Annotated in this window: 18 protein-coding genes; 4 read left to right on the top strand and 14 right to left on the bottom strand. The window is 42.4% G+C overall.

The annotated features are described in order from the left end of the window. Positions 1 to 125: 125 nt before the first annotated feature. Positions 126 to 1,490: a histidine--tRNA ligase gene (hisS, locus tag M2448_RS01800; protein WP_280644561.1), complete on the bottom strand. Its 1,365-nt coding sequence runs from the start codon at positions 1,488 to 1,490 to the stop codon at positions 126 to 128. A gap of 490 nt (positions 1,491 to 1,980) precedes the next feature. On the opposite strand from hisS, the gene M2448_RS01795 reads away from it, so the two are divergent. Beyond that, the gene (locus M2448_RS01795; RefSeq protein WP_280644560.1) at positions 1,981 to 2,418 is read left to right on the top strand and encodes a GNAT family N-acetyltransferase; all 438 of its coding nucleotides are present in this window, start codon (positions 1,981 to 1,983) and stop codon (positions 2,416 to 2,418) included. A gap of 33 nt (positions 2,419 to 2,451) precedes the next feature. Next, on the top strand, positions 2,452 to 3,264 hold the full coding sequence (locus tag M2448_RS01790) for a hypothetical protein (protein WP_280644559.1): 813 nt from the start codon (positions 2,452 to 2,454) through the stop codon (positions 3,262 to 3,264). On the opposite strand, the gene M2448_RS01785 is transcribed toward M2448_RS01790, so the two are convergent. From M2448_RS01785 to rplS, 5 genes are all read right to left on the bottom strand, one after another. Beyond that, positions 3,265 to 3,954 (bottom strand): ComF family protein, encoded by a 690-nt coding sequence (locus tag M2448_RS01785; RefSeq protein ID WP_280644558.1) that lies wholly within the window; start codon positions 3,952 to 3,954, stop codon positions 3,265 to 3,267. It lies immediately after the preceding gene. Beyond that, positions 3,935 to 4,480 (bottom strand): regulatory protein RecX, encoded by a 546-nt coding sequence (locus M2448_RS01780; RefSeq protein ID WP_280644557.1) that lies wholly within the window; start codon positions 4,478 to 4,480, stop codon positions 3,935 to 3,937. Before M2448_RS01780 ends, M2448_RS01785 begins: the two co-directional genes overlap by 20 nt. 9 nt (positions 4,481 to 4,489) lie before the next feature. Next, positions 4,490 to 5,347: a peptide chain release factor N(5)-glutamine methyltransferase gene (gene prmC / locus M2448_RS01775; protein WP_280644556.1), complete on the bottom strand. Its 858-nt coding sequence runs from the start codon at positions 5,345 to 5,347 to the stop codon at positions 4,490 to 4,492. A 7-nt stretch (positions 5,348 to 5,354) separates the two neighbouring features. Continuing rightward, entirely contained in the window at positions 5,355 to 6,575 is a 1,221-nt protein-coding gene (gene hflX / locus M2448_RS01770; RefSeq protein ID WP_280644555.1) for a GTPase HflX, read from the bottom strand. 255 nt (positions 6,576 to 6,830) lie between these two features. Beyond that, positions 6,831 to 7,196 carry a 50S ribosomal protein L19 gene (gene rplS / locus M2448_RS01765; protein ID WP_280644554.1) on the bottom strand — a complete coding sequence of 122 codons (366 nt, stop codon included), beginning with the start codon at positions 7,194 to 7,196 and terminating at the stop codon, positions 6,831 to 6,833. A 312-nt stretch (positions 7,197 to 7,508) separates the two neighbouring features. Between rplS and M2448_RS01760 the strand changes: the two genes are divergently transcribed. Next, positions 7,509 to 10,562 (top strand): glycoside hydrolase family 3 N-terminal domain-containing protein, encoded by a 3,054-nt coding sequence (locus tag M2448_RS01760; RefSeq protein WP_280644553.1) that lies wholly within the window; start codon positions 7,509 to 7,511, stop codon positions 10,560 to 10,562. Next, complete coding sequence (locus tag M2448_RS01755; RefSeq protein ID WP_280644552.1) at positions 10,537 to 11,388, top strand: hypothetical protein; 852 nt, start codon at positions 10,537 to 10,539, stop codon at positions 11,386 to 11,388. Before M2448_RS01760 ends, M2448_RS01755 begins: the two co-directional genes overlap by 26 nt. Positions 11,389 to 11,401: 13 nt before the next feature. Here the strand turns inward: M2448_RS01755 and M2448_RS01750 are convergent, their stop codons facing one another. The 8 genes from M2448_RS01750 to M2448_RS01715 all read right to left on the bottom strand — a co-directional run bounded on the left by M2448_RS01750 (position 11,402) and on the right by M2448_RS01715 (position 20,452). Then, on the bottom strand, positions 11,402 to 12,064 hold the full coding sequence (locus M2448_RS01750) for a hypothetical protein (protein WP_280644551.1): 663 nt from the start codon (positions 12,062 to 12,064) through the stop codon (positions 11,402 to 11,404). Positions 12,065 to 12,113: 49 nt separating this feature from the next. Beyond that, positions 12,114 to 12,686, bottom strand: coding sequence for a hypothetical protein (locus M2448_RS01745; RefSeq protein ID WP_280644550.1), 573 nt, complete (start codon positions 12,684 to 12,686; stop codon positions 12,114 to 12,116). 1 nt (position 12,687) lies between these two features. Next, positions 12,688 to 13,332, bottom strand: coding sequence for a polymorphic toxin type 23 domain-containing protein (locus M2448_RS01740; RefSeq protein WP_280644549.1), 645 nt, complete (start codon positions 13,330 to 13,332; stop codon positions 12,688 to 12,690). Between the two features lie 192 nt (positions 13,333 to 13,524). Continuing rightward, on the bottom strand, positions 13,525 to 14,628 hold the full coding sequence (locus M2448_RS01735) for a CapA family protein (protein WP_280644548.1): 1,104 nt from the start codon (positions 14,626 to 14,628) through the stop codon (positions 13,525 to 13,527). Between the two features lie 16 nt (positions 14,629 to 14,644). Next, positions 14,645 to 16,102, bottom strand: a complete 1,458-nt coding sequence (locus M2448_RS01730) for a TrkH family potassium uptake protein (protein WP_280644547.1) — start codon at positions 16,100 to 16,102, stop codon at positions 14,645 to 14,647. 31 nt (positions 16,103 to 16,133) lie between these two features. After that, on the bottom strand, positions 16,134 to 17,471 hold the full coding sequence (gene trkA, locus M2448_RS01725; RefSeq protein ID WP_280644546.1) for a Trk system potassium transporter TrkA: 1,338 nt from the start codon (positions 17,469 to 17,471) through the stop codon (positions 16,134 to 16,136). Between the two features lie 10 nt (positions 17,472 to 17,481). After that, a complete protein-coding gene (dxs, locus tag M2448_RS01720) occupies positions 17,482 to 19,425 on the bottom strand; it encodes a 1-deoxy-D-xylulose-5-phosphate synthase (RefSeq protein ID WP_280644545.1) in 1,944 nt (647 codons plus the stop codon). Positions 19,426 to 19,624: 199 nt separating this feature from the next. Continuing rightward, positions 19,625 to 20,452, bottom strand: coding sequence for an energy transducer TonB (locus M2448_RS01715; protein ID WP_280644544.1), 828 nt, complete (start codon positions 20,450 to 20,452; stop codon positions 19,625 to 19,627). Between the last annotated feature and the right edge of the window lie 791 nt (positions 20,453 to 21,243).

Below are 21,243 nucleotides of genomic sequence, written 5' to 3'. Positions count from 1 at the left end.
ATTAACAGCTGTAAATGACTGATATAGTGTTGCCTATGGAAAGTTATTAACAGCTTGTTAACAGGTAATGAAAAAGAGCCTAGAGGCTCTTTTTCAATCAGTTCACTGTTTTTGTATGATGGTGCTTATTCTTTAGCAAGTTTTTTGATGGATTCTTCCGGAGAAATGAGTACCTGTTCGCCTGTTTCCATGTTTTTGAGGGTGATCTTGTTCTCTTTCATCTCGTTTTCTCCGATGATGGCAACGAAAGGAATTTTATTGGAGTCAGCATATTTCATTTGCTTGTTCAGTTTTGCCGATTCGGGATATATTTCCACTGCAATATTTGCCTGACGCATTTTTGTCGCTATCGGTAAAATATGGGATTCTTCCCGGTCGCCAAAGTTTACAAACAATACCTGTGTGCCTTTTGTCGAATCTTTCGGGTACAGGCCTAGCTGATTGAGTACATCGAAAATGCGGTCGGCTCCGAACGAGATACCGATGCCCGATACATCTTTCAGTCCGAATATTCCGGTAAGGTTATCATACCGTCCTCCGCCTGTGATGCTTCCAATCTGTACATCGAGCGCTTTCACTTCTATGATCGCTCCTGTGTAGTAGCTTAGTCCGCGCGCCAGCGTGAGGTCGAGTTCGAGTTCGCAGCGAACTCCTGTGATCTTGAGTTTATTGAGGATAAATTCGAGTTCTTCAACTCCTTTAATTCCAGTTTCGGAGTCTTTAAGAATCGTTTTTAGTGTATTTAATTTTTCGTCATTCGTGCCTTTCAGCAGGATAATAGGCTGAAGTTGGTCGATTGCTTTTTGAGGGATGCCTTTCGAAGCCAGTTCTTCGTTCACCTTATCTAAGCCGATCTTGTCGAGTTTATCGATGGCAACGGTGATGTCGACTATCTTATCAGCTTCGCCGATTATTTCAGCAATACCCGAAAGTATTTTCCTGTTATTCAGTTTGATGCAGACACGTACACCGAAGCGGTTAAATACTTCATCGGTTATCTGAATGATCTCAACCTCATTCAACAATGAGTCGGAACCTACAATGTCGACGTCGCACTGGAAGAACTCGCGATAACGCCCTTTTTGCGGACGGTCGGCACGCCACACAGGCTGTATCTGGAAACGGCGAAACGGGAATGTGATCTCGTTGCGGTGCATTACTACATAGCGGGCAAAAGGTACGGTAAGGTCGTAACGCAGCCCTTTTTCGCTGATTTTGGTTGCCAGACGATTTACATTTCTTTCTGTTAGTTCTGCATCTGCAATGTCTTTCAGATAGTCTCCCGAGTTCAATATCTTGAAAAGCAGCTTATCACCTTCTTCGCCGTATTTGCCCATCAGGGTAGACAGGTTTTCCATTGCGGGAGTTTCTATCTGACGGAAGCCGTAAAGCTTGAATACTTCGCGGATGGTGTCGAAAATATAGTTGCGTTTCGCCATTTCTTCGGGCGAAAAATCTCTTGTTCCTTTAGGAATTGAAGGTTGTGACATAGCTTTCTTGTTCAAAAATATTATCAGGATGCAAAGGTAAAAATAAGTTGCGAGTTATGGGGTATCGATTATGGCTTTTCGCATATAACCTTTGAAAACGCAAAGAAGAATAAAGAAGTTTATCTATATGTCAGTTAACAGTAATCCGTTAACAACAGAAAGCGGTCTTTGAATTGGTGAACAGGTAATATAAAAAGTAACAGAAACTAAAAACAACAGGAAAACATTACCTTCGTTACTTTTTAGTTAAAAACCGAAGATGATGTAGGGGCAGACCTGTGTGTTTGCCCGAATAGAAAGAGCGGGCGAACACATTGATTCGCTCCTACAGGAAGAAAAGTAACAGATATAAAAAAACAGTGCAAAAACGTTACATTCGTTACTTTTTAGTTAAAATTGTTTTTACTAACTCTGTGTTTTTTTGCTGATAATACCAATAGGGAGGTAAGAATAAATCTCTATTTTTGTTTATTATAAAATTTGTTTGAATATGGATGGAATACGCGATGCGAGGATAAATGATACTCAGGAAATAGCTAATCTGCTGGAGCAACTGGGTTACGCAAAACCGATTGATTTTGTAGAAAAGCAATTGGCTAAAATGTTGTCCGACAATTCATATAAGGTCATTGTGTATGAACAGGATGGAAAAGCTATTGCCTTGATGACCATCCATTTCTATTGGCAGATAGGGTATGAAGGTGAGTTTGCAAACATCGGATTTTTTGTGGTAGATTCATCTGTGCGAAGTAAAGGAATCGGCAGGCTGATGGAAGAATACTGCACTGCTTTGGCTACGGAGAGAGCGTGTGCAATGATAGAATTATACAGTAATGAAAAACGCCTTGATGCACACCGCTTCTATGAAAGGCAGGGGTATAAATCGTATGAGAAATTTTTTGTAAAAGAAATCGATAAAACGGAATAAGTTTATCTATATTTATACATTAACACATTCGTTATGAATAAGCTGCTTCTGATAATATTTTTAGCTATATTACTTTTTTCTTGTAAAGAAAAGAATTCGACACAGATTAACCCTACTGAGGATGATACTGAGATCAACATTGATAGCATTTTTCTTATGAAGGCATTGGAAGATGCGATGAGTAAAATTGCTCTTGTGAAAGATAGAGACTTTTACTTAAACAAGTATAAGGTAAATGTAGAATGTCAAGAGCACATAGCTAGAGATGTGGATGTGGAAGTCGTTTATGGAAATTTGTTTTCGGATAAACATAAACATCTGTATGTGAAACGTATCCCATCGTGGGGGAGTTCATCTATACTTGATATTTATTTAGCTAAAAATGACCGGTTCGAAATGTTGTTCAGTCAAGAATTCGTGTTGGAATATATAGGAGATACAATACGTGATGTAAACGGAGACGGACTGAAAGATCTGGATGTATGGTGGTATCCGTCGTCTGGTTGCTGCCGTCGCAATGTACATGATATATACCTGAGCGATGCGGAAACCGGGCGGCTGTCTGATAAATACGAATTTATAAATCCGACATTTTATCCGAAAGAGAAAATAATACGCGGAGTGGGATATGGATATGAGGGAGTTTTGTACAAGTATAAATGGAATGGAACTGTAGTAGATACTATCGAGTATATATGGCAATATGCAGATTATGAGAAACCCGAATTAAAGCCGCAATATTTCAGAATATCAGCTAAAGGAGATACCGTAAAAATACCGGCTATACCTAAAGAGTATCTGACGGTGGATGATATTGACTGGCTAAGTGCAGTTTTGGAAAAATAATCACCCCGCCGTTCCCACAGCAAAGATGCTGATACTGCTGCCTTCGCTTTTGAGTATTTCTTTTGCCGAAGATTCCAGCGTGGAACCTGTAGTGATAACATCGTCTACCAGCAAGATATGCTTGTTGCGGAAGGCTTCATTATCGGTCAGGGCAAAAATGTCTTCAACATTCTTCCAACGGTCGAAACGTGAGTTTTTGGTCTGCGACTGATTGTTGACTGTACGCACAAGTGTTGTGCTATCTACGGGGACACCAGTGACTTTTGACATCCCTTTGCAAATCTCTAGCGATTGGTTATAGCCACGCTGTTTTTCCCTTTTAGGATGCAGGGGTACAGGCACGATGAGGTCGATAGCCGAAATGAAGTTGCTACCTTTTATGTTTTCGCCGCACAGCTCACCTATAAAGTTACCGATCTCAGGATTACGGTTATATTTCAGTTCGTGGATTATCTGTTGTATGCTGCCGCCTTTTACGAAGTAAGCGTAAGCGGCAATGTGGCGGAAAGGGATGCGTCCGGCAAAGAATTGCTCCAGTCGATTGTCGGGTTGCAGGTGAAAATTGGTTTTGGGCAGAAGCAGCAGGCAATCGGTGCAGATATGCTGTTCGCCTTCCGATAGTTTTTCGTTACACACTACACAAAGGTCGGGAAAGAAGAGGTTGAGGAAGTTACAAAAAAGCGTCTTCATAATCGCCACCCAGTAGTTTGTTTACGCATCGTATCGTCATATCCATCGAAAAGCCTCTGCCAAGAGCAAAGCGGATCAGTTTGGTTTTACGCTCGTATTCGGTTTTTCCTTTTACGCTTTTGGCTTTTACCGAGAGTATGTGTATCAGTTGCTCTTCAAACTGATCACCTGATAGCTCTTCCAGTATGGGACTGTAGATAGAAGCCGATATATTTCGCTTCTTCAGTTCAAAGATGATCTTTGTCTTGCCCCACTTGTTGAACTTCAGCTTATCGTTGACGAAGCTGCGGCAAAAGCGGGCATCATCCAGAAACTTTTCTTGCTTAAGCCGTTCTACGATCCGTTTCACCGCACTATCCTCCAACTCCCATGCAACGAGCTTTTTGCACACGTCTGATTCACACCGTTCGGCTCGCGAACAATATGCTGCAATGCGATTGAGGGCTTGGGGTTCGGAGAGTTTAGCCCCTCCTTGCCTCCCCGTAGGGGAGGAATTGTGTCTGTTATTTCTTTGCTCTTTTGTCATGTATCTATCTTATCCGCCTCCTGTGGAGGGGTTAGGGGAGGCCGCTTTTACCATTCTGTCGTTTTGGCTCAGGTCTTTGTGTAAAGATACGTTTCTGAACCCTTTGCTTTCGAGCATTTCTACAGTCTCATTTCCTTTAGCCTGATTGATCTCGAAATAGAGTTTTCCATTGGCGGAAAGTACCTGCAATGCAATGTCGGCTATACGTTCGTAAAACAGCAAAGGGCTACTGTCGGGTACAAACAGGGCTGAATGAGGCTCGTAGTCCAAAACATTCTTATCCATTGTGCTTTTCTCGTTTTCGAGAATATAAGGTGGATTGCTGACAATGATATCGTACTGCCTGTCTGTAGGGAAATCTTTGAGTACATCCACCAGCCTGAAAGATACATCCACCGAATTTATCTTAGAGTTGAATACAGCGATATCCAACACCTTATGGGAAAAATCCCATGCCGTTACTTCTGTATTCTTCAGGTGTTTGGCTAATGCGATGGCAATGGCGCCACTACCGGTGCCTATATCTAAGACTCTCAAACCGAATTCTTTATTTTCGTTGAGGATTAACTCTACAAGCTCTTCCGTTTCGGGACGGGGAATCAGTACATTCTTGTTGACGAAGAAAGGAAGACCCAAAAACTCGGTATCTTCTGTAATGTGCTGTATTGGCTCGTATGTTCTTAGCCGTTCGAGAATGCTCTCCAACTGTTTCTCCTGTTCGACCGAGAACGGCTTGTTATCAAGTAAATATCGAGTGTATGACTCTTTGGTTATATGTTCTACGATAATACGCGTAAACCCCGAAATTTCACTCTCGGGGTAATGCGCTTTTAATGATTCTTTTATGTGAGCTATTGCCTTTTGCATGATAGCATCACTCAGTTTCTTCGTCGTACTTCTGAAACAGAAAGTCGTTGTATGGATAGCGTTCTATATGGATTGCTTTTACACGCTCGTATAGCATTTCTTTCAGTTCGTCTACATTCGTCTTATTCTTAGCCGAAATGAAGATGCAATCGTTGTGCATTTTGTTCATCCACGATTTCTTCAACTCTTCCAGTGAGATATTCTCTTTAGTAGCCGGAGTCAGGTCGTCTTCTTCTTTCGGCTTATAGGTAAAGGCATCCACTTTGTTGAAGACAAGAATAGTGGGTTTTTCTTCCTTGTCTATGTCCAGCAAGGTGTTTTTCACCACTTCTATCTGTTCTTCAAAGTTAGGGTGTGAGATGTCTACAACATGCAATAACAGATCGGCTTCACGCACTTCGTCGAGTGTCGACTTAAATGATTCTACCAGATGGGTAGGCAATTTGCGGATAAATCCAACAGTGTCGGACAGCAGGAACGGCAGATTGTCGATAATCACCTTGCGGACAGTAGTGTCGAGCGTGGCAAAGAGTTTGTTTTCAGCAAACACTTCCGACTTGCTTAACAGGTTCATCAGCGTAGATTTTCCCACATTAGTATATCCCACAAGAGCTGCACGTACCATCTTACCTCTGTTTTTGCGCTGCGAAGCCATCTGGCGGTCTATATTCTTCAGTTCCTCTTTCAGGAAAGATATCTTGTTGAGGATAATACGACGGTCGGTCTCCAACTGGGTTTCCCCCACACCACGCATCATAACTCCCCCTCCGCGTTGACGGTCGAGGTGAGTCCACATACGTGTCAGTCGCGGAAGCAGATACTGGTATTGCGCCAGTTCCACCTGTGTTTTGGCATAAGCCGTTTGCGCACGCATAGCGAAAATGTCGAGGATAAGACTGGTGCGGTCGAGTATCTTTGTCTGTAATTCCTTTTCGATGTTACGCAATTGCTTGGGTGACAGTTCGTCGTCGAAGATAATAAGCCCGATCTCGTTATCCTCCATATATTGCTTTATCTCTTGTAGCTTACCTGTACCGACAAATGTCACCGGATTGGGCTTGTCGAGCTTCTGGGTAAAATTCCTGTCGGGAATAATGCCGGCTGTTTCGGCAAGGAAAGCCAGTTCGTCAAGGTATTCCTTTACCTGTTCTTCTGTTTGCTCCTGCGTGATAAGTCCCACAAGAACAGCCTGCTCATTTTTTGATTCGGATATTATAAAGTCTTTCATATATTGTTATCGAAATAATATGGATATTGTTGCAACGGGTCGAAAAGTGTCCTGTTACAAAAAATAAAGGTAGAAATAATTTGGTGAAATAACAGGAAATATACTCCCATACTTCCGGTTTTTATGGCAGGTGATTTGTAATTTTCATTGCTTCTTGTGTTTGTTTTTTAACCATCAATCATTTGCTATAAAAAAAGAGCCTGCTTAGGTAGCAGGCTCTTCCGATATCTTTTCGTGTCTAGTCCGGAAAAAGAATTAAGCTTGTTTAGTTGTAACAACTCTTTTTTCTTTGATTCTGGCTTTCTTACCTGTAAGATTACGAAGGTAATACAATTTAGCACGACGAACTTTACCTACTTTGTTTACGGTGATGCTGTCGATAAATGGAGACTCGATCGGGAAGATTCTTTCTACGCCGATATTGTCAGACATTTTACGAACTGTGAAACGTTTTTTGCTTCCATGTCCGCCGATCTTGATAACTACACCGCGATATAGCTGTACACGTTCTTTGTTACCTTCTTTAATACGGTAAGCAACAGTAACCGTGTCACCGCTCTTGAAACTAGGAAACTCTTTTCCTGTAGCGAATGCTTCTTCTGCAACTTTAATTAAGTCCATGATTATATGATGGTTTTGTTGTTAATATACGCAATATACACGAGCCTCTCTCGTCAGAGATTACGCAAAGCGGATGCAAAGATAAAAATATTTCGGAAATATACAAACACTTCTACCTGTTATATTATTGGAAATATAATTATTAGAGTCAATGATAGTTTTTGATTTTCATCTCTATGTTTTTCGTTCCGGCACCTTTCTGATGTTAATCTATGTTTATTAATCCGTTATTCTTTCCCTGCAAAATATATTCCGTTTATTTTTGTACGCGGGTAAATTGTTACCCGAAAATCCTTGACAAGAAATAACAGAATGAAAATAAAATATATAGCGGCAATCGCTGTCCTGTTTACAGCTTCATACCTGCATAGCACAGCCCTTGAAAACAAAAAAGTGATACCTGCCCTCGAAGAATCTGCCGATGAGCAAAAAGTAAGCCATTGGGTAGATTCCGTCTATAACCAACTGACTGTAGAGCAGCGTATCGGGCAGTTGTTCATGCCCGTAATAGCCGGTGATGTAACTGATGCTAACCGCAACAGGATGCTGAGTCTGGTAAATAACCAATATGTAGGCGGCTTACTGTTCTCGAAGGGTACGCCAGCCAATCAGGCAAGCCTGACTAATGCCGCGCAAAAAGCCGCGCAAGTGCCTCTGATGATTTCGCTCGATGGCGAATGGGGCTTATCAATGCGTTTGTCCAATACTACCCGCTTCCCGCGCAATATGATGCTGGGAGCTATACAAAACGATTCTCTTCTGTACTATTACGGCTTGGAGGTTGCACGTCAGTGCCGTTTGATGGGAATACATGTGAATTTTGCTCCTGCGCTGGACGTGAACAGTAATCCTGCCAATCCGGTTATTGGCACTCGTTCGTTCGGAGAAGATCCTGAGCGTGTAGCACGTCAGGGCATCATGTACTCCAAAGGTCTTGAGGCCGGAGGCGTGATGGCTGTCGCAAAACACTTTCCCGGTCATGGCGATACGTCTACCGATTCTCATAAGACATTGCCCGTTATAAATCACAGCAGGGGCAGGCTCGATGATGTAGAGTTAAGACCATTCAACGAATATATAAAAGCAGGATTGTCGGGAATGATGGTAGGACATCTGGATATTCCCGCTCTCGATACGAAAGGACAACCGAGTTCTCTTTCGGAAGCTATTGCGACAGACTTGTTGCAGAATGAGATGGGCTTCTCCGGACTGATATTTACAGATGGCTTGCAAATGAAGGGTGTATCTACCGAAGATAACTATTGTGTGCGGGCATTACTGGCCGGAAATGATATTCTGTTGGGACCGGTGAATCCTGTAAAAGAGTTTGAAGCAGTAAAAAAAGCTGTTGCTGACGGGGTATTGAGTGAATCTCAACTGGAGGCAAAATGCAAGAAGGTACTTACCTATAAATACATACTGGGGGTACACGAAACCAAACCGATAGACATCAAAAATCTTAACCAGAACCTGAATACATCATACGCCGAGTGGATCAACAGGGAACTGCACAAGGATGCAATAACATTGCTGAAAGACGATGAAAAGATAATTCCGCTAAAGGAACTGGACAAGCGCAAGATAGCTGCCATATCTGTCGGTGGGGGAGCAGATAATACATTCCATAACACGTTGAAACAATACGCAGACGTAACCTGCTTCAATGTGGCGGATAGCGATGGCATGATGAGAATCAAGAAGATTCTGGAGAAATACAATACTGTTATTTTTTCGGTACATAATAACCGTTCGAATGTGAATGCGGCGATACAAAGTCTGTCGCAGGGAAAAGAAACCATATTAGCCTTTTTCGTTGTACCTTATCGTATGAGTTCTTATACTGCCGCCATTAAAAAAGCGGATGGAGTAGTCCTTGCCTATGAAAACTCCGATCTGGCGCAGGACTATGCAGCTCAGGCTATCTTTGGCGGATATGCTGTTTCGGGAAAGATTCCGGTTACAGTAGACGATCTTTTTAAGGAAGGAAAGGGACTGAACACAAAAAAAGTACGCCTGAGCTATGAAGTACCCGAAGCTACAGGCATCGAAGCGGGCAGGTTGAATGGAATAGAGAATATAGTGCAGGAAGGAATAAAGGCACAGGCCTTTCCCGGATGTCAGGTATTGATAGCGAAAGACGGTGTAGTTATCTATAACCGTTCGTTCGGCTCATTTGTGTATAACGGTACGCGTAAGGTAAAGAACAGCGATATATACGATATTGCTTCCATGACTAAAGCTACGTCTACACTACCTGCTGTAATGAAGTTATATGACGAATCGAAGCTGAAACTCAGTTCACCACTCAGCACGTATGTTCCTGTGCTGAAAGGAACGGATAAGTCGCAGATTACCATAAGGGAAGCATTGTTGCACGAGACGGGTCTGACCTCTTTCATTCCCTATTATATGAATGCTATAAATAAGGACAGCTATCAGGGGAAGTTGTTTAACCGCACACGTACAGCCCTGTATTCGGCGAAGTTCGACGAAAGTACATGGGCGCGTACCGATTACCGGTATAAGGCAAATATGGTTTCTACTGTCCCTAAAGCTGGGTTTTTACCTTTGGCAGATAAAATGTATGTCAACAGATCGTACAATGATACCATCATAGCCACTATTGCTAAATCTACTTTGAGAAAAAGAAAAAGCTATCTGTACAGTTGTCTCAATTTTATGCTGTTGAAAGAAACTGTTGAGAAAATAGCGAAAGAAGACCTGAATACATTTGTTCAGGATAATTTCTTCAGCCGTCTGGGGTCTGTTACCACTACATACAATCCGTTGACTAAGTTTGATAAAAACAACATTGTGCCTACCGAGAAAGACGATTTTCTCCGCAAGCAACTCGTACAGGGATATGTACATGATGAAGGTGCGGCCTTTATGGGTGGAATATCGGGTAATGCCGGACTATTTTCTAATGCCAACGATCTGGCTAAACTTTACCAGATGTGGCTCAATGAGGGCACGTATGGCGGAGAAGAATATCTATCGGAAAAGACTGTCAAACTGTTTACAAGTACGAAGAGCTCTAGTTCGCGCAGGGGCTTGGGGTTCGACAAACCTGAAATGCGTACGAATAAATCGAGCCCGACTAGTCCGAGTACTCCGGCAAGCACATACGGACATACAGGATTTACGGGGACTTGTTTCTGGATAGACCCCGATAATAATTTAATTTATATATTTTTGTCGAACAGAGTGTATGATAAACGTACACACAAGGCGCTGATGAGTCTGGGAATACGCCAGCGGATACAGGAAGAAATATATAAGGCGATGCGTAAAGCGAAATCGACTGACCAAATAATAACCACTAATACGACAGAGGAAAATGACGAACAAACTGACACTGAATGATGAGCTGAAACCACTATTCGACACAGACGACAAACAACTATGGGAACTGATACTAGAAAACAAAACGGATGAATTGTTATCCTTGTTGCCTCGTGAAGACGGTGATATACTCGACGATATTTTAAAAGAGTTGTTCACCGAAGGAAAAAGCGACACACTCGGTCAATATGACTTCGTTACTCTAAAAGAAGGTAACGCTACACTTTTCAGAAACCTTATCCGTCTGATCTTTGCTTTGGATATAAACGGCAGCCATGAGGCTATTCGCCACCTTGTAACAGATAAGCTGTCGGATATGATTCCCGATATAGTCGAAAACATCCAGCAGGTGACAAAGGGTTACCCGATGCAGAAAGTCAGCGATGTAGTTATAACTGAAACGGCAATGATACGCGCTTCTCTGAATACCTTGTCTTACTATTACCGCCTCAAAGAAGATCTGGAAGCATTACACTTTGCGATTGTGCTGCGTACTAAAATTACGCTTGCCATTATGCGCAATTACAAGAATGTGCTGGGACACGATATGGTAGAGGCTGCAAAGGTAAAAGAGCAGATGGGAGATACCGAAGCTGCTCTCGGATTCTACAATGTGGTAAGAGATAATCTGAAAAACGAATTACACTGGTTTGTAGAAAGTCCCGAAATGGGGCCTAGCGAAGAAGATGTGGTCATGCTGCAATCGCTGAAAGAAGCTTATTCCTCTATCGACAGATTGAGCGCGATGTCACAGTTTGCAGAAACATGTCTGCTGATAGATGAAATTCTGGGCAGGGAGTATGTTGAATACGACTTCGATGCAGAGGATGACGAGGATGAAGATTAAATACTACCATATATCAGGTTGATAGGTCTACGTGATATGAAGGGCTGCCGATGGATAGTTTTATGCCGATGGTAAAGCCCTTTAGCCTTTTATCGTTGATAGATTTGAACCCAAAACTGTAACCTGTGTGTATCTTTATATAGTTTGCAAAGTTAAGTCCTACATACGGATTCACATGATATTGTGATGCTGCGATCCCGAGATCTAACAATCCCGCCCCTCCGGTAGAATAGGTGAGATTAAGTGTGGGGATTGCTTTTGTTTCCCCATTGAAACTGCCAATATAGATTCCCAATCCCAGAATTACCTGATCTACTCTCTTACCCGAATACGGATATTTTTGGTATGGGCTGAATCCCATATCTAATCCGATATAACCTAAAGAGACACGATTGTAGAGGTAGCCTCCGGTGAGGGCAAAACCAAATTCAGGGCTGAAATCGCGATGCTGGCTTTCTTGGGGTGCCATCACATACATAGATGAAGATTCCTGATCTGGTATATAAGAAGGGTATCCGGATGCTATTTTGTAATCAAGATTCGAAAGCATTATCTCTTTTTGTAGAGTCAAGCTAGGGGGGTTCATCCGGCTATGAGTATCTTCTTTTGGTTGGTATTGAGCTGATGAATACAGTGTGATTAAGAGAAAGAATGCGAGTAGTAGCTTTGGTTTCATAGTGTTGTGGTTTGAGAAAGTCAAATATAGTATTTTTTTGGAAAAACGACTATTTTGAAGTAAACCAACTTTTTCCTATAAATGGGCACTCTCTCTTATCGCGCTTTGCATCCATCGGAAAGAATCGGGCTTTTGTTTCACACGAATTATCCTTGAAAGAAGGGTAGTTTTCCATATAGCCCAGATTGATGTATTCAGGCTGCACATAGTCGCTTACGTTTATCAGACTACCATCAGGTAATATCCTGTAATCGCGGAAGATAACAAATCCACCGCCATCGGTGCGTATAGACTGCGTCTTTATCAGGTCGCCTTCTATCTTGTATAAGCCCCATAGTGGATAACGGCATATCTTGGAATTACCACCGTCTTTGAAGCAGGCGATCAGTTCGGGCGATATAGTAGAAGTCGTAGCTATGGTGAACAAGCCATCGGGATAAAACATGTACATGGAGTAGAATGTGCTATCACAACCATGCTGCGAGACATAGTACCCGTTCAGATCAATTCGTCCGGCTAATCCAGTGTCGGTTTGTTTATAACTATATGTGAAGTTCTTAGGTCGTGATGCACAGCCATATAATGTTATAATGATAGATAATGTAAATATGGTTTTCTTCATATCAGTACATTGTATATGGCTTATCTACACCGACTTGCATGAACTGTTCTTTGTATCCGCCGAAGTGAAAATCAGGGGTATTGAAGAAGGCTCTGTGCCATCCGTTCTGTCCGGCGAAGCCTCCCAGACTGCTGTTGAGCCCGTAGCGCAGGATAAGTCCGTTTGTGGCATAACCCACATAAAGGGGACTTGATATCTGTTTGCCTGTGAGGTACACGCCCCTGCTGTTGGAGAACGATAAATCGGTCACCCCATTGATATCGGTCGTATATACATTTGTGCCTATCATAAAGCCTTTGAAGCGGACTTCCAGAGCTGCCGTCCTGTAGCGGTCATAGATATTGAAGCCTGTAAACGGAGTAGCCAATATGTCATCTTCAAAGTTGATACGAAAGTCATCGAGGTGAAGGCTGACGATGCCTGACAGCTGTCTGTCACCTTGGTAGTATTTATTGACATAGTATGAGCCTCCATAACGCCCGTCATCGAAAGTGATGCCGGCAAACGAAGTTCCCATACCGAATTTTTGTCGTGCTTTGTACATATCCGATCCGAGCGAGAAAGTCCAGTTGTCTATGGTCTGAGACAGTGTTACGCCTGCACCCAATCTGAACCCGTTACGGTCGGCCGCTCCTGCCGTGAACATGGCAACAAGCGAAAGAGAAATGCGAAATCCATTCTGTCGCTCAGGGCCAAAAGTGAGGGTGGTTAAATGGTCATTATCATACCTGACCTATATTGAGGATAAGCTTGTGTAGCTATCAGGAATAAGAGCATAAGTAGTACCATAGTCTTTCGAATCCACCCTATATGCCTTATGCCTTTCAACCTCATCCTGTTATTGATTGGCGGTTGGTTGAGGTTCTTTTTTCCAAAGGCTTTCTACGGCGTTCTTGGCATTTTTGGCAAAGGTCTGCATCTTCAGGAACTCAGCTTCTCCGAGCTTTTCTTTTCCCTCCTCATTGTCGAAAGCTGCTACAGGTAACAGTTCAAAGAAGGTAGGAGTATCCTTGTCCTTCATCAGTTTGTTTACCCATACCAGCGAGTAGTTGCAGGAATCTATGGATATGGCACTGTTCTCGTCCTTGCTTATATCTATCTTCACCATCATGCCGCCTCTGGTGTTCACAGGCTTCATATTAGAGATCAGGTTGCCCATCGAATATACAACTATGTTGTTGATACCACAACTGTCTTTTTGTATGTCTATTGGCTGTACTACGTGTGGGTGCCCTCCTATCACAAGGCGTACACCGTTTTTGATGAGGTAGTCGGCTATGTCCTTCTGAGCCTTATTGTGTTTCAACACATACTCCACACCCCAGTGTATGTTGGCTATGATTATGTCCGCTTTCATCTGCTTAGCCATATCTATGTCCGCCTTCATCTGCTTTTTGTCAATGTAGTTCACTACATTGGGAGCTGTAGGTACAAAGTCGTTTGTGCCATATGTATAGTTGAGCATAGCTATGCGGATGCCGTTCTTTATCATCATCAGCGGATAGTAGATGTCCCGCTTCTCCTTATTGATGAAAACACCCGTATGCTTTACTTTCATTGAGTCGAGGATATAAATGGTACGTTCAAGCCCGTCTTTACCTTTATCGAGGATGTGGTTATTTGCTGTGAGGAAGACATCGAAACCGGCATCCTTCAACGCATAGGCATAAGTATCAGGAGAGCCGAAGAAAGGATATCCCGAATATTTCTTTCCGGGTAGGGTAGTTTCCAGATTGACTACGGCAATGTCTGCTTGTTTGATCTCGTCTTCTACATGCTGAAAGTAAGCTGAGTAATCGTAACCGTTCTCTGTTTTGGCTACATCGAGCTGAGCTTTATGCTGCATGGCATCTCCGGCAAAAAGGAAGCTTACCTTTTGCTCCTGAGCGTAGCTGTAGCTTATAACAAATAGGAATGTAAGAAGTGCGACCTGTGTTTTCATTATGTATATCAATGATTTATCTTTTCCAGAATGCCGGCATGAACAGGGATAATACAGTAAATAGCTCCAAGCGGCCTGTCAGCATCAGAAAGCAAAGATACCATTTAGATGCTACAGGTACATCGGAGAAGCTTCCTGTATGCCCTATCTCGGCCAGTCCTCCCCCTACATTGCCCAGACAAGAGATAGCAGCACCCAGTGAGTTTTCGAATCCCATGCCCGATAGGGATAGCAACAGGCAACTTAATATGAGGATAGCCAGATACAGAAATATAAAAGCCAGTACTTTGGTAACAACGTCCATTGAGATCACCCTGTCGTTGAGCCGTATAGCCAAAATCGCATTGGGGTGTACCTGACGCTTAAACTCATTCAGGGAGTTTTTGAACAGGATAATAATCCTTACTATCTTGATACCTCCGGCTGTAGATCCGGCACAGGCTCCACAAAGCATAAAGATGACGACAACAAATTGGTAGAAAGATCCCCAGTTCATAAAGTTATCGGTAGTGAAACACGTAGTCGTTATCATAGATACTACCTGAAACAAGGATGTACGGAATGCTTTCTCTACACCGTTTATCTTCCCTGACGAATAGAGCCCTATAGCAATGATGAGGACGAAGATAAGGATAATAGCTACATACCATTTAAACTCCTCATTCTTCAACAGCTTTTTAGGGCTACCCTGCATGAAGAAGTATATAAGGGTGAAGTTTATACCACCAATGAACATAAACAGGGTAATGACGTATTCTATATAGGCCGAATTCCAATAGGCGATACTATCCTGCTTCGTAGAGAATCCCGCTGTGGATATGGTCGTGAAAGCATGACAAATAGAATCGAACAGCCCCATCGGCCCTACCCATAGTAGCAGAATGAGAATACTTGTAAGAAGTACATATACCATCCAAAGCCGTTTGGCTATCTGGGATATACGCGGGCGAAAACGGTCGTAACCAATACCTGTGACTTCAGCATCGTACATTACAGAAGCATTACCCCCCATCGGCAGGATGGTAGCAACGAACAATACGATACCGAGACCTCCTATCCATTGGGTTATGCTTCTCCAGAAGAGTAATCCTCTCGGCATACTTTCCACATTGGTGAGAATGGTCGCGCCCGTAGCTGTCAGTCCCGAGATAGTTTCAAAGTAAGCATTGCTGATGCTTGGAATGGCATCGCTAAGATAGTATGGGAGCATACCGAATGCCGATAATACAATCCATGAGATAGCCACCATGAAGAAACTTTCGCGTTTGCCTATCGGTTTGGGGAAGTCCTCTGTTCCGGTAAGTCGCACAAATACTCCGGCAAAGAATGTTATGGCAGAACTTATCAGCATTGCATCACCTGCCGTTTCGCGCAGGTAGAAAGAGACAACAGTCGCTCCCATCATGAATAAGGATTCTATGATGAGCAGAAAGCCGATAGTCTTTAGTACAAACCGATAGTTAAAGTTATTCACAGTACGAGTTCTTTTATATATACAGGTCTCTTTAATGGAACAGTTTCTCGGCTTCGCGCAACGAATCTTCGAGACAAAATACAACTACATGGTCATACGGTTCTATAAGCGTATCTCCATCTATCATTATAGGCTCACCGTTCCTGATAAGGCCTCCCAGTGTCACATTTTTAGGGAAGATGATCTTCTTGACTTCCTTTTTGGTGATGCGGGAATTCGGACGGGCTATAATCTCAGCCACATCGGCATTGGCTATGGTCAGGGATTTCACATTCGAAACATCGGCGCTCAACAGGAATCTGTAGATATTGCCAACTGTTATCAGTTTCTTATTGATGATAGACCCTATATCGAGGTTTTCTGCCAATAGCATATAGTCCATATTCTCTACTTCGGCCACCGTTTTACGTACACCAAAACGTTTAGCAGCCATACAGGCCAGAATGTTGGCTTCGGAATTTCCCGTCACAGCCACAAAGGCATCTATTTCGTTTATCCCTTCCTGTAGCAGGAAATCGGCATTGCGCCCGTCATTATGATATACGGTTACATTCTTGGGAAGGCGCTCCAATAACTGGTACGACTTCTCTTTATCCGATTCCAATAGCTTTATATTTACATTATCCGGTAGGTATTGGCAGGTACGTATAGCTATACGACTACCTCCCATTATCATGACGTTCTTCACCTCGAAGCTGGCTTTACCTCCTATTTTGGGAAGCTCTTCCACATTATCTTTTGTTGCGGTGAAGAAGACTATATCTCCGGCCAGCACCTTATCTTTCCCTCCCGGTATGATGGTTATATTGTTTCGCTTGATGGCTACGATATGGAACTTCTTGTCCTCATGCCCCAACTCGTACAGATGTTTATCTACAAGCTCGGAGTTTTCCCTCACTTTCACGCCTACCAGGATAATAGCGCCACCGCATAGTTCTATCCACTGACGAGCCCAAGGGCGTCTGAGTGCCGAAACTATTTCTTTGGCGGCAAGCATTTCGGGATAGACCATAGAGCCAATTCCCAGCTTCTCAAAGAACTCTTTATTCTTAGGCAGAAGGTATTCGTAGTTGTCGATACGGGCAAAGGTCTTTTTTGCTCCCATGTTGGCTGCAAGCATACAGGCTGTGATATTTGTAGATTCGTCGGGAGTAACGGCAATGAAGAAGTCGGCCTCGTCTATATCTACCTCCATCAGGTCTTTCAGGGATGTGCACGATCCGGTCATAGTCATCATTTCCAGACTGGTACCCAGAAGGTTGAACTTCTCCTTATCAGTATCCATCAATACGATGTCCTGATTTTCGGTTGATAATAGTTTTGCTAAATGTGTCCCTACCGCTCCTGCGCCGGCAATAACAATTCTCATTTATATCACTTTAATTTGTTACTTTCTCCTGTTCGGGATGAGGTACATTCGTCTTGTCCAAAACACCTTGTATATGCTGTACTAATCCCGGAACATCAATTCCACAAAGCTTATTCAGTTCCTTAATAGAGCCATGAGTAACGAACTCATCCGGCAACCCTACACGGGTGACTTTTATATCATTATAGTTGTTTTCTGAGAAATATTCGAGGACGGCACTACCCAGACCGCCTTTCAATACACCATTCTCGATAGTCAGCACATTATCGTAATTTTCTGCTACTTCCTTCAATAAAGCTTCGTCTATCGGTTTCAGGAAGATCATATCGTAATGTGCGATGGAGAACCCCTGCTCTTCTACTTTAGAGATGGCATCGCGTGCGGCATTGCCGATAGGTCCTATAGAAAGTACAGCAAGGTCTTTTCCACTTTTCAGTTTGCGGCCTTTCCCTATTTCCAGAACCTTCATTTCACATTCCCAGTCTACAAGGACTCCTTGCCCTCTCGGATAACGAATGACAAATGGGCCTTCCTGTCCGTAAGTCGCTGTGTACATCAGATGACGCAGATAGTGTTCATTGAATGGTGAAGCAACAATAAGGTTCGGTATGCAGCGCATATAGGCCAAGTCGAATGCTCCATGATGTGTGGGTCCGTCTTCTCCGACCAATCCGGCACGGTCGAGACACATGATTACGTGCAGATTTTGCAGGGCCACGTCATGTATCACCTGATCGTAGGCACGCTGCATGAACGAAGAGTAGATATTACAGAACGGTATCAGCCCTTCTTTGGCCAGTCCGGCCGAATAGGTAACTGCATGGGCTTCTGCGATACCTACGTCGAATGCCCTGCCCGGAAACTCCTTCATCATGTACGACATGGATGATCCGGTAGGCATGGCAGGCGTAACACCTACTACGCGAGTGTCTTTTCCGGCCAATTCTACAAGGGTATGTCCAAATACGTCCTGAAACAGTTGAGGTTGGTCTTTCGATTTTGTAACAATCCGCTCTCCGGTCGTTTTGTCAAACTTGCCCGGAGCATGCCATACTGTTGCCGAAACCTCAGCAGGCTTGAATCCTTTTCCTTTTATGGTGTGGATATGCAGCATCTTAGGGCCTTTCATATCCTTGATGTTCTGTAAAATTCGGATAAGGCTGCGCAGGTCGTGCCCGTCTACCGGCCCGAAGTAACGTATATTGAAGCCTTCAAAAAGGTTTTGTTGCTTGGTCAGTAATGACTTGAGGCTATTGTTGAAGCGCAGTATAAAGTTCTTACCTTTGTCCGTAATAAGATTCCCTCTCTTAAATTTCTGATACACATCATTCCTTACACGATTATAAGCCGGAGATGTAGTCATTTTTACGAGGTAGTCGCGCATTCCGCCCACATTGTCGTCTATGGCCATGTCGTTATCATTGAGTATGATAAGCATGTCGTTAGGCTGCGAATTAGCATTGTTAAGCGCTTCGTATGCCAGCCCTCCCGTCATAGAACCGTCTCCGATAACAGCCACCACATGCCTATTTTCTTGTTTCAGTTCGGAGGCAACAGCCATTCCGAGTGCGGCCGATATGGAATTGGAAGCATGTCCTGCGATGAATGCGTCATAGTCGCTTTCGCTTGGATTGGGAAATCCGGCTAATCCTCCAAACTGGCGGTTTGTATGAAATCGGTCTTTTCTTCCTGTGAGGATTTTGTGACTGTAAGCCTGATGCCCGACATCCCATACAATGCGGTCGTAAGGTGTGTCGTAGACATAATGAAGAGCGACAGTAAGTTCCACAGTTCCCAGACTGGAGCCAAAATGCCCCGGATTGTTACTCAGCTGGTCTATAATAAAAGTGCGAAGATCGGTACAAAGTGTCTCCAACTCTTCTATGCTGAGATCTTTCAGGTCTGACGGATAATTTACTTTCTCTAAAATCGATATATTGTGTTGTTCGCTCATAACTTTTCTGTTATAGTAAAGAAAACCGTTACTGCCAAAGCAATAAACAAGCAAATATATAAAACAAAAACCAGTTATAAGGTCTTATAACTCTTAATTTACATGCTACACTTATAATATTAACACACCGATATGCCTCATGGGCTAGATCAGGTTACACTCTATAATATTAAACGGTTTAAGTCACTAAAGAGTTCGTTCACCTTTGTTTTAGCTTATTCGATCTGGAACCGGGTATATCCTGTATCATATCTTTTCTCAATCTGAAAACGATGGGTAAGGTAAAATGAACAGAAACGGGTTTCCCTTCGGTCATTCCGGGTTCCCAGTTTGGCATTCCTTTTACGACTCTTACTGCTTCGGTATTAAGAGAATAATCAATTCCTTTTACGACTTCTATATCTTTTAGTTCTCCTGTTTTATCAACAATAAAACGAACTATAACCCTTCCTTCCGCTTTTCTTTTCAGAGCTTCCTTCGGATACTTCAATTTGTTTGCAATATATAGTTGCATGACTTTCTCCCCACCTACAAACTGAGGTTTCTTATCCTCATATTCCTCCTTGATTTTTATTTTTGGAAAACGTAATCCATGAAAAACAACTGTCGATACATCTTTTTTGTCTTTTTTCCCGGGAACCATCTGAGGCATGGAAGAAATCAGACGAATAGCTTCCGCATCAAATTCCGGAGTCAATCCTTTAGCAACAAGAATATCTTCAGCGTTGCCTCGATCTGTTATTGTATACTTAAGAAAGACAGTTTTGCTTGCAAGAGAATCTGTATTTACTCCATCCGGATATCGCACATTTTCTTCTATGTATTCTTTCATTTTCTTTCCGTTTTCAAATACAGGAGGTTGATCCACCTTTATAACTACATGTCCGGACCGAACCAAAGAATCTAATATCTTATTTGTCTGTATCACATAGATAGTATCCTGAGCCTTTATATTCTCCGAAAAACTGATACAGATAAATATAATTACAAAATATTTAAGTAAAACATAACCGACTAGCCTCTTCATAGTAAATAGTTTGAGTTTTATTTCCTAAAAGCAAAGAAAGGATTAAGTTTTATATAAACAAAATAGCCATACTAATTATTTGTAGTCCCGATAAGAGTGTGTGGCTATTATTTGCCTGCCTTCGCCATTGTACAATTATATCGCGTAGCAATGCACCGCGCAATATAATTATGCGACAGTAGGTGAAGTTATTTTAACTAAAAAGTAACGAAAGTAATAGATTTACGCTATTTTCAATTCTTGTTACTTTTTGCCCTCATATACACTTTATTCCTGCAACTACCACTCTGATCGGAAGGAAGAGTCTCTTAAATCCCTACAGGCTTGCATCTCTTTCCTTTGCGTCTTTGCGAGAAAAATTTTTTAACTAAAATGTAACGAAAGTAACGGATTTGCACCGTTTTTATTTTCATTACTTTTTCTGATTTTCACGAATTAGCTCTGCTGATTTATCAATTAGCTCTGCTGAGTGTTATTTTAAAGATCGCTTTCCATTGTTAACTGATCACTGTTGACTGTTAACTGACATATAGATAAACCTTCTCGATTTTTATGCAGTTGTTATATAAAAAGAAAGCCTGACTATTCTCTAGTCAGGCTGTTTGTATATCAGATGTTTACTTACGGGAATTTCATAGCTATTGTGCGATTGTATAGAAATATCTTATTTTAGTATTAACAACGTTCGATATGTTGAATAACATCATCTTTAAATACTATTTTGATTTAATTTTTGCTTTATTTGTATTTAACAGTTTTTTTAGTTAAAAAAAACATTTCTATCCTTAGAG

It is taken from the genome of Dysgonomonas sp. PF1-14 (assembly GCF_029892965.1).
Taxonomy (GTDB): Bacteria; Bacteroidota; Bacteroidia; order Bacteroidales; family Dysgonomonadaceae; genus Dysgonomonas.
The sequence above is the reverse complement of the archived record's forward strand: the minus strand, read 5'-3'. Positions and strand labels throughout refer to the sequence as shown.

Excerpts from the sequence above, each read along its gene's own strand:
- M2448_RS01795 (WP_280644560.1), top strand. The coding sequence starts at position 1,981 with ATGGATGGAATACGCGATGCGAGGATAAATGATACTCAGGAAATAGCT.
- hisS (WP_280644561.1), bottom strand. The coding sequence starts at position 1,490 with ATGTCACAACCTTCAATTCCTAAAGGAACAAGAGATTTTTCGCCCGAA.
- hflX (WP_280644555.1), bottom strand. The coding sequence starts at position 6,575 with ATGAAAGACTTTATAATATCCGAATCAAAAAATGAGCAGGCTGTTCTT.
- M2448_RS01750 (WP_280644551.1), bottom strand. The coding sequence starts at position 12,064 with ATGAAACCAAAGCTACTACTCGCATTCTTTCTCTTAATCACACTGTAT.
- M2448_RS01745 (WP_280644550.1), bottom strand. The coding sequence starts at position 12,686 with ATGAAGAAAACCATATTTACATTATCTATCATTATAACATTATATGGC.
- M2448_RS01780 (WP_280644557.1), bottom strand. The coding sequence starts at position 4,480 with ATGACAAAAGAGCAAAGAAATAACAGACACAATTCCTCCCCTACGGGG.
- dxs (WP_280644545.1), bottom strand. The coding sequence starts at position 19,425 with ATGAGCGAACAACACAATATATCGATTTTAGAGAAAGTAAATTATCCG.
- rplS (WP_280644554.1), bottom strand. The coding sequence starts at position 7,196 with ATGGACTTAATTAAAGTTGCAGAAGAAGCATTCGCTACAGGAAAAGAG.
- M2448_RS01760 (WP_280644553.1), top strand. The coding sequence starts at position 7,509 with ATGAAAATAAAATATATAGCGGCAATCGCTGTCCTGTTTACAGCTTCA.
- M2448_RS01740 (WP_280644549.1), bottom strand. The coding sequence starts at position 13,332 with ATGTTCACGGCAGGAGCGGCCGACCGTAACGGGTTCAGATTGGGTGCA.
- M2448_RS01715 (WP_280644544.1), bottom strand. The coding sequence starts at position 20,452 with ATGAAGAGGCTAGTCGGTTATGTTTTACTTAAATATTTTGTAATTATA.
- M2448_RS01735 (WP_280644548.1), bottom strand. The coding sequence starts at position 14,628 with ATGAAAACACAGGTCGCACTTCTTACATTCCTATTTGTTATAAGCTAC.
- prmC (WP_280644556.1), bottom strand. The coding sequence starts at position 5,347 with ATGCAAAAGGCAATAGCTCACATAAAAGAATCATTAAAAGCGCATTAC.
- M2448_RS01785 (WP_280644558.1), bottom strand. The coding sequence starts at position 3,954 with ATGAAGACGCTTTTTTGTAACTTCCTCAACCTCTTCTTTCCCGACCTT.
- M2448_RS01790 (WP_280644559.1), top strand. The coding sequence starts at position 2,452 with ATGAATAAGCTGCTTCTGATAATATTTTTAGCTATATTACTTTTTTCT.
- M2448_RS01755 (WP_280644552.1), top strand. The coding sequence starts at position 10,537 with ATGACGAACAAACTGACACTGAATGATGAGCTGAAACCACTATTCGAC.
- trkA (WP_280644546.1), bottom strand. The coding sequence starts at position 17,471 with ATGAGAATTGTTATTGCCGGCGCAGGAGCGGTAGGGACACATTTAGCA.